This window comes from Streptomyces sp. NPDC020192, from assembly GCF_044388685.1.
Taxonomy (GTDB): Bacteria; Actinomycetota; Actinomycetes; order Streptomycetales; family Streptomycetaceae; genus Streptomyces.
Map to the genome: position 1 here is coordinate 297,356 of NZ_JBIRXG010000003.1, position 11,211 is coordinate 308,566.

At 70.7% G+C, this 11,211-nt stretch carries 11 protein-coding genes; 6 read left to right on the top strand and 5 right to left on the bottom strand.

Going from position 1 to position 11,211, the window contains the following annotated elements:
- Positions 1–3: 3 nt before the first annotated feature.
- The 3 genes from ACH47Z_RS08445 to ACH47Z_RS08455 are packed head-to-tail and all read right to left on the bottom strand — an operon-like array spanning position 4 to position 4,498.
- The gene (locus tag ACH47Z_RS08445; RefSeq protein WP_399071908.1) at positions 4–948 is read right to left on the bottom strand and encodes a hydroxymethylglutaryl-CoA lyase; all 945 of its coding nucleotides are present in this window, start codon (positions 946–948) and stop codon (positions 4–6) included.
- Positions 945–2,870, bottom strand: coding sequence for an acetyl/propionyl/methylcrotonyl-CoA carboxylase subunit alpha (locus ACH47Z_RS08450; protein WP_399071910.1), 1,926 nt, complete (start codon positions 2,868–2,870; stop codon positions 945–947). Before ACH47Z_RS08450 ends, ACH47Z_RS08445 begins: the two co-directional genes overlap by 4 nt.
- 11 nt (positions 2,871–2,881) lie before the next feature.
- Positions 2,882–4,498: a carboxyl transferase domain-containing protein gene (locus tag ACH47Z_RS08455; RefSeq protein WP_399071912.1), complete on the bottom strand. Its 1,617-nt coding sequence runs from the start codon at positions 4,496–4,498 to the stop codon at positions 2,882–2,884.
- Between the two features lie 108 nt (positions 4,499–4,606).
- Between ACH47Z_RS08455 and ACH47Z_RS08460 the strand changes: the two genes are divergently transcribed.
- The 4 genes from ACH47Z_RS08460 (at position 4,607) to ACH47Z_RS08475 (ending at position 7,953) form a co-directional block, all read left to right on the top strand.
- Positions 4,607–5,203 carry a TetR/AcrR family transcriptional regulator gene (locus ACH47Z_RS08460; RefSeq protein WP_399071914.1) on the top strand — a complete coding sequence of 199 codons (597 nt, stop codon included), beginning with the start codon at positions 4,607–4,609 and terminating at the stop codon, positions 5,201–5,203.
- A gap of 134 nt (positions 5,204–5,337) precedes the next feature.
- Positions 5,338–6,495 (top strand): acyl-CoA dehydrogenase family protein, encoded by a 1,158-nt coding sequence (locus ACH47Z_RS08465; protein ID WP_399071917.1) that lies wholly within the window; start codon positions 5,338–5,340, stop codon positions 6,493–6,495.
- Between the two features lie 44 nt (positions 6,496–6,539).
- Positions 6,540–7,409, top strand: coding sequence for an acyl-CoA thioesterase II (tesB, locus tag ACH47Z_RS08470; protein WP_399071919.1), 870 nt, complete (start codon positions 6,540–6,542; stop codon positions 7,407–7,409).
- Between the two features lie 253 nt (positions 7,410–7,662).
- Positions 7,663–7,953, top strand: coding sequence for a hypothetical protein (locus tag ACH47Z_RS08475; RefSeq protein ID WP_399071921.1), 291 nt, complete (start codon positions 7,663–7,665; stop codon positions 7,951–7,953).
- A 61-nt stretch (positions 7,954–8,014) separates the two neighbouring features.
- On the opposite strand, the gene ACH47Z_RS08480 is transcribed toward ACH47Z_RS08475, so the two are convergent.
- Positions 8,015–8,809, bottom strand: a complete 795-nt coding sequence (locus tag ACH47Z_RS08480; protein ID WP_399071923.1) for a phosphatase — start codon at positions 8,807–8,809, stop codon at positions 8,015–8,017.
- 84 nt (positions 8,810–8,893) lie between these two features.
- On the opposite strand from ACH47Z_RS08480, the gene ACH47Z_RS08485 reads away from it, so the two are divergent.
- Positions 8,894–9,658, top strand: a complete 765-nt coding sequence (locus ACH47Z_RS08485) for an alpha/beta fold hydrolase (RefSeq protein WP_399071926.1) — start codon at positions 8,894–8,896, stop codon at positions 9,656–9,658.
- A 96-nt stretch (positions 9,659–9,754) separates the two neighbouring features.
- On the opposite strand, the gene ACH47Z_RS08490 is transcribed toward ACH47Z_RS08485, so the two are convergent.
- Entirely contained in the window at positions 9,755–10,159 is a 405-nt protein-coding gene (locus tag ACH47Z_RS08490) for an ATP-binding protein (protein ID WP_399071928.1), read from the bottom strand.
- A 192-nt stretch (positions 10,160–10,351) separates the two neighbouring features.
- Here ACH47Z_RS08490 and ACH47Z_RS08495 point away from each other — a divergent pair, with 192 nt between their 5' ends.
- A complete protein-coding gene (locus ACH47Z_RS08495) occupies positions 10,352–11,203 on the top strand; it encodes a helix-turn-helix domain-containing protein (protein WP_399071930.1) in 852 nt (283 codons plus the stop codon).
- The last annotated feature ends 8 nt before the right edge of the window (positions 11,204–11,211 follow it).

Here is an 11,211-nt window from a genome sequence, read left to right on the forward strand (position 1 = left end):
TGATCACTGGTCCTTGTGGGAGAGAGCGCGGACGGTACGGGACGGACTGGGCCGCCCCAGCTGTTCGGCCATCCACACGCTCGTGGCGGTCAGACGGCCGAGGTCGACCCCGGTCTCGATGCCGAGTCCGTGCAGCATCCAGACGAGGTCCTCGGTCGCGAGATTGCCGGTGGCCGACTTGGCGTACGGACAGCCGCCGAGCCCGCCGGCGGAGGCGTCGACCGTCGTCACCCCGTGCTCCAGGGCCGCGTAGGTGTTCGCGAGCGCCTGGCCGTAGGTGTCATGGAAGTGCACGCCGATCTCGTCGGTCGGCACGCCCTCCTCGTTGAGCACGTTCAGCAGTTCGTGGACATGGCCCGGGGTGGCCACGCCGATCGTGTCGCCGAGGCTCAGCTCGTCGCAGCCCATGTCCCTCAGGGCCGTACAGACGGCGGCCACCTGGTGGATCGGCACCGCGCCCTCCCACGGATCGCCGAAGCACATCGAGACGTAACCGCGCACGTGCACGCCCGCCTCCTTCGCGCGGCGCACCACCGGCTCGTACACGCCCAGCGCCTCCTCCAGCGAGCGGTTGAGGTTGGCCCGCGCGAAGGACTCGCTGGCGCTGGCGAAGACCGCGACCCGCTCGGCACCGAGGGCGAGCGCCCGGTCCAGGCCGCGCTGGTTGGGCACCAGCACCGGCAGCGCGACCCCCGGAAGGTCCTTGACCATCGGGAACAGCTGCTCGGCGTCGGCCAGTTGGGGCACCCACTTGGGGTGCACGAAGCTCGTCGCCTCGATCGTCGTCAGGCCCGCCTCGGCCAGCCGGCGGATGAACTCCGCCTTCACCTCGGTCGGCACGGACGACTTCTCGTTCTGCAGCCCGTCACGCGCCCCGACCTCGTGGATCCGCACCCGCGCGGGCAGATCCTGGGCCGGAACGGCCATGGGCAGTCCCGCCACGCTCACTCCGCCACCGCCCCTTCGTCATCGTGTGGTGCGATCACGGCCAGCACCTGGTCCATGGCGACCGTCGTGCCCGGCGTGACGTCCAGCTCGGCGACCGTGCCGGCGTGCGGGGCGGAGATGACGTGCTCCATCTTCATCGCCTCCACCACCAGCAGGCTCTGCCCGGCCGCGACCTCGTCGCCGACGGCGACCTTCACCACTGTCACCGTGCCCGGCATCGGCGCGGTCAGCGAGTCGGCGCCCGCGTGCCCGGCCCCGGTCAGGGAAGCGGCGACCGGGTCGTGATCGCGCACCTGCCAGGCGTCGGCGTCCCGGCCCAGCCAGTCACCGGCCCGGTGGAAGGTGTGGCGGACACCGTCGAGGGTGACGCTCACCGTGTCGTCGGTGACGGTGGCCGTACCCCGGGGGGTGTACGTCACCGGGTCCTGCACCCGGAGGTCGAAGGCCGGCGGCTTCGGGGTGCCGCCGAGCCGCCAGCCGTTCGGCACCGAGAACGGGTCGACCCAGCCCTCCGCGCGCGGCTCCAGCGCCTTCGCACGAACGGCGGCGGCCGCCTCGTAGACCGCCTCCGGCACCTCGGTCGGGACCAGCTCGTCCACGACCCGTTCGACCAGGCCCGTGTCCAGCTCGCCCGCCACGACCGCCGGATGCGCGAGCAGCCGCCGCAGGAAGCCCGCGTTGGTCGGCACACCCAGCGTGACCGTCTCCGCGAGGGCCGCCCGCAGCTTGCGCAGCGCCGTCGCGCGGTCCGGGCCGTACGCGATGACCTTGGACAGCATCGGGTCGTACAGGCTGCCCACCTCGGTGCCCTCGCTGAGCCCGGAGTCGGTGCGGACGCCGTCGCCCTGGGGCTCGTCGAGGAGCAGGACCGTGCCGCCGGAGGGGAGGAAGCCGCGGGAGGGGTCCTCGGCGCAGATCCGGGCCTCGACGGCGTGCCCGGTGAGCGAGATGTCGGACTGCGCGAAGCCCAGCTTCTCCCCGGCCGCCACCCGCAGCTGCCACTCGACCAGATCGAGCCCGGTGACGAGTTCGGTGACCGGGTGCTCCACCTGGAGACGGGTGTTCATCTCCATGAAGTAGTACGACGACGGGTCGCCGCCCGGCACGATGAACTCCACCGTGCCCGCGCCCCGGTACCCGCACGAGCGGGCCGCCTGCACCGCCGCCTCGCCCATCGACGCGCGCGTGGCCTCGTCGAGGAGCACGCTGGGCGCCTCCTCGATGATCTTCTGGTGCCGCCGCTGGAGCGAACACTCGCGTTCGCCCAGATGGACGACGCCCCCGTGCCCGTCGGCCAGCACCTGGATCTCGATGTGCCGGGGCCGGTCGATCCACCGTTCCACCAGCAGGGTGTCGTCGCCGAAGGAGGCGCGGGCCTCGCGGCGGGCGGCGGCGATCTCCTCCTCCAGGACCGTCATGTCCCGCACCAGCCGCATGCCCTTGCCGCCACCGCCGGCCGACGGCTTCAGCAGTACAGGAGCCCCCAACTCGCGGGCAGCCTCGGCCAGTTCGGGGTCACGCCCGCCGGGCACCACCGGCACCCCGGCCGCCCTCACCGTCTCCTTGGCGCGGATCTTGTCGCCCATGAGCGCGATCGCGTCCGCCGACGGGCCGATGAAGACCAGCCCCGCCTCCTCGCACGCGCGCGCGAAGGCGGCGTTCTCGGCGAGGAAGCCGTACCCGGGATGCACCGCCTGGGCGCCGGTGCGGGCGGCGGCCTCGAGCAGCCGCTCCACCGACAGATAGCTCTCGGCGGCCGGCGCCGGGCCGATCCGTACCGCCGTGTCGGCCTCCCGGACATGCCGCGCGTCGGCGTCGGCGTCGGAGAAGACCGCCACCGAGCGCACGCCCAGCGAGCGGAGCGTACGGATGACGCGTACGGCGATCTCGCCCCGGTTGGCGACGAGCACTGTGTCGAACATAGGTCCCCTCCTCACATCCGGAAGATGCCGAACTGGGGGTCTCCCAGTGGCGCGTTGGCGCAGGCGGTCAGGGCGAGGCCCAGCACCTGACGGGTCTCCAGCGGGTCGATCACGCCGTCGTCCCAGAGCCGGGCGGTGGCGTAGTAGGCGTTGCCCTGGCGCTCGTACTGCGCGCGGATCGGCGCCTTGAAGGCCTCCTCGTCCTCGGCCGGCCACTCCTCGCCGCGCGCCTCCAGCTGGTCCCGCTTGACCGTCGCGAGGACGCTGGCCGCCTGCTCGCCGCCCATCACGGAGATCTTGGCGTTGGGCCACATCCACAGGAAGCGGGGGGAGTAGGCCCGGCCGCACATCGAGTAGTTGCCCGCGCCGTACGAACCGCCGACCACCACCGTCAGCTTCGGCACGCGCGTGCAGGCCACCGCCGTGACCATCTTGGCGCCGTGCTTGGCGATACCGCCCGCCTCGTAGTCCCTGCCGACCATGAACCCCGAGATGTTCTGCAGGAACACCAGGGGGATCCCGCGCTGGTCGCACAGCTCGATGAAGTGGGCGCCCTTCTGGGCGGACTCGGAGAAGAGGATGCCGTTGTTGGCGACGATCCCCACCGGGTGGCCGTGGATCCGGGCGAAACCGGTGACCAGGGTCTGCCCGAACTCGCTCTTGAACTCGGCGAACCGGGAGCCGTCGACCACGCGCGCGATGATCTCGCGTACGTCGTAGGGGGTACGGGAGTCGACCGGGACCGCGCCGTAGATCCCGTACGGGTCGACCTTGGGCTCCGCACCCGGCCGCACCTCCCAGGGCAGGGACCGCCGGGCCGGGAGCGTGGCGACGATGTTCCGGACGATCCGCAGCGCGTGCGCGTCGTCCTCGGCGAGGTGGTCGGTGACACCTGAGATCCGGGAGTGGACCTCGCCGCCGCCCAGCTCCTCCGCCGTGACGACCTCACCCGTCGCCGCCTTCACCAGGGGCGGCCCGCCGAGGAAGATCGTGCCCTGGTTGCGGACGATCACCGCCTCGTCGCTCATCGCGGGCACGTACGCGCCACCCGCCGTGCAGGACCCGAGCACGGCCGCGATCTGCGGGATCCCTGCCCCCGACATCCGCGCCTGGTTGTAGAAGATCCGCCCGAAGTGCTCGCGGTCCGGGAACACCTCGTCCTGCATCGGCAGGAAGGCGCCGCCGGAGTCGACCAGGTAGACGCAGGGTAGCCGGTTGTCGAGGGCCACCTCCTGGGCGCGCAGGTGCTTCTTCACGGTCATCGGGTAATAGGTCCCGCCCTTGACCGTGGCGTCATTGGCGACGATCACGCACTCGCGCCCGCTGACCCGCCCGATCCCGGCGATCACCCCGGCGGCCGGGGCCTGGTCGTCGTACATCCCGTCGGCCGCGAGGGGGGCCAGCTCCAGGAACGGCGAGCCCGGGTCGAGCAGCGTGTCCACCCGGTCCCGGGGCAGCAGCTTGCCGCGCGCGGTGTGCCGGGCCCGCGCCCTCTCGCCGCCGCCGAGCGCGGCCGTGGCCAGCTTGGCGCGCAGCTCCCCGACGAGTGCGAGGTGGGCTTCTTCATTGGCCCGCCAGGCCTCCGACGCGGGATCGGCCGCGCTCGTCAGCTCCGGTGCCTCGTGCATCCTGCGGTCCCCTCACCCAGTGGTCGAACCTGTAGATCGCCTGTTAATGAGCGTTAACCATTTCCTTCAGGTTAACGACCGCTAACCTCGCTGTCTAGAATTACTCGCATGGTCACCAGAACCGACGCCCCCACGCGGCGCGAGCAGATCCTCAAGGAAGCCGCCCGGCTCTTCGCGGAGCGCGGCTTCCACGGTGTCGGTGTGGACGAGATAGGCGCCGCGGTCGGCATCAGCGGCCCCGGTCTGTACCGCCACTTCCCGGGCAAGGACGCGATGCTCGCCGAGCTGCTGGTCGGCATCAGCGGCCAGCTGCTGACGGGGGCCAAGCGGCGCCTGGCGGAGGCCGACGGGGTGCCCGCGCGCCGGATCCTGGACTCCCTGATCGAGGGCCACATCGACTTCGCCCTGGACGACCGCCCGCTGATCACCCTGCACGACCGCGAGCTGGACCGGCTGCGCGACAGCGACCGCAAGCTGGTGCGCCAGCTCCAGCGGCAGTACGTCGAGCTGTGGGTGGAGGTCGTCCGCGAGGTCTACCCGGCCCTCAGCGAGCCCGCCGCCCGCTCGGCCGTCCACTCGGTCTTCGGCCTGCTGAACTCCACCCCCCACCTCGGCCGCGCGGGCACCCTGCCCGGCCGGACCGCCACGGCGGCCCTGCTGCACCGGATGGCGTGCGGGGCGTTCGAGGCGGCCGGGGAGGAGTGAGGGCCCCCGGGGCCCGGGGGCCCGCGGGGGAGTGACCTGCGTCTCTGGACGCGTCCCCGTACTCGCCGGTATCTTCGAGTCTGAGCAAGCGCTTAGACATGCCGATGTCATGCCGAGGTACGTGGAGGTAGGCCGTGCGCCGTACGGTGTTCAACGAGGATCACGAGGCGTTCCGGGAGACCCTCCGCGCCTTCATCGAGGCCGAGGTCGTGCCCGTCTACGACGAGTGGTTCGCCGCCGGCCAGGCGCCGCGCGACTTCTACTACAAGCTCGCCGAGCTGGGCGTCTTCGGCATCCGTGTCGACGAGGAGTACGGCGGCGCGGGCATCGACTCGTACAAGTTCGAGGCCGTCCTGTACGAGGAGACCGCCCGCGCGGGCGTGTCCTTCGGCGGCTCCGGCGTGCACGTCCTGCTCGGCCTGCCGTACATCAAGCTGCTCGCCAACGACGAGCAGAAGAAGCGCTACCTGCCGAAGTTCGTCTCCGGTGAGGAGATGTGGGCGATCGCGATGACCGAGCCGGGCACCGGCTCCGACCTCGCGGGCATGAAGACCACCGCCAAGCTCTCCGAGGACGGCACGCACTACGTCCTCAACGGCGCCAAGACCTTCATCACCGGTGGCGTGCACGCCGACCGCATGATCGTCTGCGCCCGCACCTCCGCGCCCACCGCCGAGGACCGCCGGCACGGCATCTCCCTGTTCGTCGTGGACACCAAGGCCGAGGGCTACTCGGTCGGCCGCAAGCTCGACAAGCTCGGCCTGAAGACCTCCGACACCGCCGAGCTGGCCTTCGTCGACGTCAAGGTCCCGGTCGAGGACCTCCTCGGCGAGGAGAACAAGGGCTTCTACTACCTCGGCCACAACCTGGCCTCCGAGCGCTGGGGCATCGCCTTCGGCGCGTACGCGCAGGCCAAGGCCGCCGTCCGGTTCGCCAAGCAGTACGTCCAGGACCGCGTCGTCTTCGGCCAGCCCGTCGCCGCCTTCCAGAACACCAAGTTCGAGCTGGCCGCCTGCCAGGCCGAGGTGGACGCGGCCGAGGCCGTCGCCGACCGCGCCACGGAGGCCCTCGACGCCGGTGAGCTGACCCCTGCCGAGGCCGCCAGCGCCAAGCTGTTCTGCACCGAGGTCGCCCACCGCGTGATCGACCGCTGCCTCCAGCTGCACGGCGGCTACGGCTTCATGAACGAGTACCCGATCGCCCGCCTGTACGCGGACAACCGCGTCAACCGCATCTACGGCGGCACCAGCGAGATCATGAAGACGATCATCGCCAAGGACATGGGCCTGTAAGGCCCACGAAACCCGACGCAATCACTGGCCGGTACAACTCACCCATGAGCCAGGCACTCCAGGACCTCCTCGATCTGCTCGACCTCGAGCAGATCGAGGAGAACATCTTCCGCGGCCAGTCCCGCTCCGCCGTCGTACCCCGCGTCTTCGGCGGGCAGGTCGCGGCGCAGGCGGTGGTCGCCGCCGGCCGGACCGTCCCCGCCGACCGCCCCGCCCACTCGCTCCACGCCTACTTCCTGCGCCCGGGCGACCCCGGCGCGCCGATCGTCTACACGGTGGACCGCATCCGCGACGGCCGCTCCTTCACCACCCGCCGCGTGGTCGCCGTCCAGCACGGCAAGCCGATCTTCCACCTCTCGGCGTCCTTCCAGGCGTACGAGGAGGGCCTGGACCACCAGACCCCCATGCCCCCCGCCCCGGACCCGGAGACCCTGCCCACCTCACAGGAACGGCTGCGCGGTTACGGCCATCTCGACCCGGCCGTGGTCGAGAAGTTCCTGGAGGCACGGGAAGCGGTCGATCTGCGCTACGTCGAGGAGCCGCCGTACGGCCAGTTCGGCGCGCCGCGCGAGCCGCACAGCCAGGTGTGGTTCCGCACCAGCGGCAAGCTCGACGACGACCCTCTCCTGCACGTCGTCCTCGCGACGTACGTCTCCGACATGACGCTCCTCGACTCGGTCCTGCTGGCGCACGGCCGAGGCGGCTGGGCGGTGGGCGATGTCGTGGGCGCCTCCCTGGACCACGCGATGTGGTTCCACCGCCCCTTCCGCGCCGACGAATGGCTGCTGTACGACCAGGAGTCCCCGTCCGCGCACGGCGGCCGGGGCCTCGGTCAGGCGCGCATCTACACGCGGGACGGCCAACTCGCCATCACCGTCATCCAGGAGGGCGTGGTCCGCGTTCCGCGCGGCTGATTCGTCCCGAGATGCCGGATGGCGGATGGGCTATTACGCTCTTTCAGTGAAGCCGCAGCGCACAGCGTGACCGACTGGACACGTTCCGTGCAGACGGAACGGGAGTGGAAGGCATTGGCCGTGCGGCCAACCTCTGCGGTGACACCTGAAGAGCGCGCCGTGCCTTCCCTCTCCGTGAGCGCGGCGCCCGACCATCCAAGCCGCCCCTCCCCTGGGAGACGCGGCAGATGATGGAAACGAAAGGGTACAACCCATGCGAGCACAGCGCGTTAAGCGTTATGTCGTCCTGTCCACCGCCGGCCTGATGCTGGCCGGCGGAGCCTCGATCAGCGCGGCCGGCACCGCTTCGGCGGCGCCCGAGGGCCACCGCGGCGGCCACCACCGGCACCACGACTGCGGCGGTCGACACCATCACGGCGGCCGTCACCACGGTCGCGGCGAGAACGGCCGCAACGGCCGCAACGGTGGCGGCGACAACGGCCGCAACGGTGGCGGCGACAACGGCCGCAACGGCCGCAACGGTGGCGGCGACAACGGCCGCTGACCACTGACGCGGACAGCGTCCACACTGTGCGGCTCCGCGCGCGAGGAGCCGCACAGCGCTGTCAGCCCGTCAGAAGCCCCGACTCGGCCAGCAGATAGGCCGTCAGCGGGTCGTAGTAACGCGGGCTGGGGACATGGTCGTCCAGCGGTACGACGGCCTGGAGGGTGCCCTCGGACTCGGCGAGGAACAGCGCGGGGTCGTTGCAGTCGGCGTACCCGACGGAGTCGACACCGTGCTGTCCGGCGTACCCGGCCCACCCGTGGTCGGCGACGACGAGGTCCGGCAGCGGCCGCCCCGCACGCTCAAGTCCCGTCAGAATGGCCCGCATCGGCTCACCGGAGTGGGTGTGCCACAGCGTGGCCCCGTGCTCGAGCACGGCCACGTCCGCGAACTGCATGACGTACCCCTCGTCCGTCTGCAGCCCGTCCGGGACGACCACGATCTCGCAGCCGGCGCCGCGCAGCGCGGCGGCCGTGGCCCGGTGCACGTCCAGCAGACCGCCCGGGTGCCCGGTGGCGAACAACACCCGCTGCCGCCCCTCCGCCGCCTTGCGCAGCCGCGCCGCCATCCGTTCCAGCGCGTCCACGGTCAGCTCGGGGTCGATGGTGTCCTGGCCGTACCGGTACTCGGGGTCGTCGTTGACGCCGACCCGCTCCGCCATGACGGCGAGCACGTCCTGCTCGTCCGTCCAGCGGTCGCCCAGCTCCAGACCGAGCCAGTAGTTACGGTCGCCGTTGGCCAGCTTGCGGTAGTGGGAGAGGTTGTTCTCGCGGGGCGTGGCGACGTCCCCCGCGATACGGGTCCTCACCAGATGGTCGACAAGCTGCGCACGGCTGGGTGTCCCGGGTATCGGCATGCCTCCCATTGTGAGGGATACCATCGCAGGCCGAATGGCCTTACTCTTCCTTCCTTTGTGCCGTTGAGTAGGGGAGCAGCAGACATGCGTGCCGCCACCGTGACGCCCGCCGGTGATCTGATGCGCTGGGTGGAACTGCCCGGCGAGGAACCGGCACGCGTGTACGTGCACGGTCTGGGAGCCACCTCGCCGGCCTACTTCGCCGAGGCCGCCGTCCATCCGCTGCTGACCGGCCGCCGTTCGCTGCTGATCGACCTGCTCGGGCACGGCATCAGCGACCGCCCGACGGACTTCGACTACACGCTGGAGTCACACGCGGACACGCTGGCCACCGCCCTGACGTCCGCCGGTGTCACGGGGGCCGAACTCGTCGCGCACAGCATGGGCGGCTCCGTGGCGATCGTGCTGGCCGCGCGTCATCCGGAGCTGGTGTCCCGGCTGGTACTGATCGACGCCAACCTCGATCCGCTCAAGCCCCGGCCCAACTGGGCCGGCAGCAGCGGCATCGCCCACTACTCGGAGGAGGAGTTCCTGGCGGGAGGCTGGGAGGAGGTCCGCGATCGGGTGGGCCCGCACTGGTGGTCCACCATGCGCCTGGCCGGCCGGGAGGGCCTGTACCGCAGCGCCGCGCATCTGGTCCGCGGCACCACCCCCACCATGCGCGAGCTGCTCGTCGGCCTGACCATTCCCCGGACCTTCCTCGTGCCCGAGGACGACCGGGAGCTCACCGGTATCGACTCCCTGGAGGCGGCCGGTGTCACCGTGACACGGGTGCCGGACTGCGGTCACAACATCATGCTGGACAACCCGGAGGGGTTCGCTCGCGCGACGGCGGCCGGCCTCGCGTGACCAGGCCCCGGTAAGTGGTGGCCCACCTGCTCCGCGGGCCACCGCTCCCGGAAGATCCGGTGCAGCGCCTCATGCGACGAGCCGACCATCAACGAGCTAGGCCGCCGCAAGTTCGCACCACACGTACTTCCCCCGACTGCCGAACCGTGCCGCCGGCTGCCACCCCCAGTACTCCGCGCACGCGATGACCAGGCCCAATCCCCGCCCTTCCTCCAGCTCGGCGACCTGCTCGAGCGGGCGTGGCGGGTCGGGTGGGGCAGGGTCGGTGTCCCAGGCGCCGATCCACACCATGCCCTCCGGGGAGCGGCGGACCCTGAGTGCGGCGGGTCCCTTGGTGTGTCGTACGGCGTTGGAGACCAGTTCCGTGGCGAGGAGTTCGGCGGTGTCGACGAGGCCGATGAGGTCGTGCAGGGTGAGGATCAGGCGCAGGGTGCGGCGGGCGATGGTGACGGCTCTGGGGTCGTTGGGGATCTGGAGGGTGTAGTCCCAGGTTTCGGGCATGCGTCATCAACTCCGGTGGAATGAAGGGATTTTTGGGCGCAGGGTGGCAACGCCGCAGACGCGGTGCACTTCCGCTGCGTGTGCGGTACGTCACCGACGGTAGGGCATAAATTTCATTCGCTGCAAGCAGGTCACGTAACCTGGCCCCCGAACGAGTCACCTCACCAGGGCCGTTGAGGAAAGAAGGACGCCGTGCCAGCACGACGGCACCCCACAGCACGCCAGGTACGCCTGGGCATCGAGCTACGCAGGCTGCGCGAGGCCGCCGGGCTCAAAGCAACCGAGGCTGCGAGTTTGCTGGGGACAAACTCCGTCCAGATGAGTCAGATCGAGTCCGGGATCGCCGGCGTGAGTGAGCAGCGGGTGCGACGGCTCGCCGCCAACTACGCCTGCTCGGACGCCGAGTTGATCGACGCGCTAGCCGTTATGGCGACCGACCGTACCCGGGGGTGGTGGGAGGAATACCGGCGCGCCCTCCCCGCCGCCTACCAGGATCTCGCCGAGCTGGACCATCACGCGACGTTCCGCAACGACGTGGCGGTCATCCACGTGCCCGGGCTCTTCCAGACGGAGGACTACGCCCGAGCCCTGTTCGCCTACATGAACCCCGAGTTCCCCGACAGCGAAGTCGACCTCCGTGTGGAGCACCGGATGAAGCGGAGGGTCGTCATCGACGGCGCCGACCCGATCCCGTATGAGACCGTGATCCATGAGTCGGCGCTCCGCATCCGGGTGGCCGGGCGGGCAGCCTCCCGGGCTCAGCTGAGCCGCATCCTGGAGGTGTCCGAGGCCGACCACGTCACCGTGCGAGTCATCCCCTTCGCGCTGGACGACTTCGCTGGTGCCGGAAGCGCCATGGTGCATCTGGGTGGAGCGGTCCCCAGGCTGGACACCGTCGTACGCGACGCTCCGCACGGTACGGCCTTCGTCGACTCCGAGGCCCAACTGGAGCACTTTCGAAAGCTCTTCCGTAAGGTGAAGGAACAGGCGCTGTCCCCCGAGCAGTCGCGCGATCTCATCCACCAGCTGGCTAAGGAGCTGTGAGGACCGGC

What these genes read in the sequence shown, in the direction of transcription:
- ACH47Z_RS08475 (WP_399071921.1), top strand. Translation starts at nt 7,663, where the DNA reads ATGCGAGCACAGCGCGTTAAGCGTTATGTCGTCCTGTCCACCGCCGGC.
- ACH47Z_RS08455 (WP_399071912.1), bottom strand. Translation starts at nt 4,498, where the DNA reads ATGCACGAGGCACCGGAGCTGACGAGCGCGGCCGATCCCGCGTCGGAG.
- ACH47Z_RS08460 (WP_399071914.1), top strand. Translation starts at nt 4,607, where the DNA reads ATGGTCACCAGAACCGACGCCCCCACGCGGCGCGAGCAGATCCTCAAG.
- ACH47Z_RS08485 (WP_399071926.1), top strand. Translation starts at nt 8,894, where the DNA reads ATGCGTGCCGCCACCGTGACGCCCGCCGGTGATCTGATGCGCTGGGTG.
- ACH47Z_RS08480 (WP_399071923.1), bottom strand. Translation starts at nt 8,809, where the DNA reads ATGCCGATACCCGGGACACCCAGCCGTGCGCAGCTTGTCGACCATCTG.
- tesB (WP_399071919.1), top strand. Translation starts at nt 6,540, where the DNA reads ATGAGCCAGGCACTCCAGGACCTCCTCGATCTGCTCGACCTCGAGCAG.
- ACH47Z_RS08450 (WP_399071910.1), bottom strand. Translation starts at nt 2,870, where the DNA reads ATGTTCGACACAGTGCTCGTCGCCAACCGGGGCGAGATCGCCGTACGC.
- ACH47Z_RS08490 (WP_399071928.1), bottom strand. Translation starts at nt 10,159, where the DNA reads ATGCCCGAAACCTGGGACTACACCCTCCAGATCCCCAACGACCCCAGA.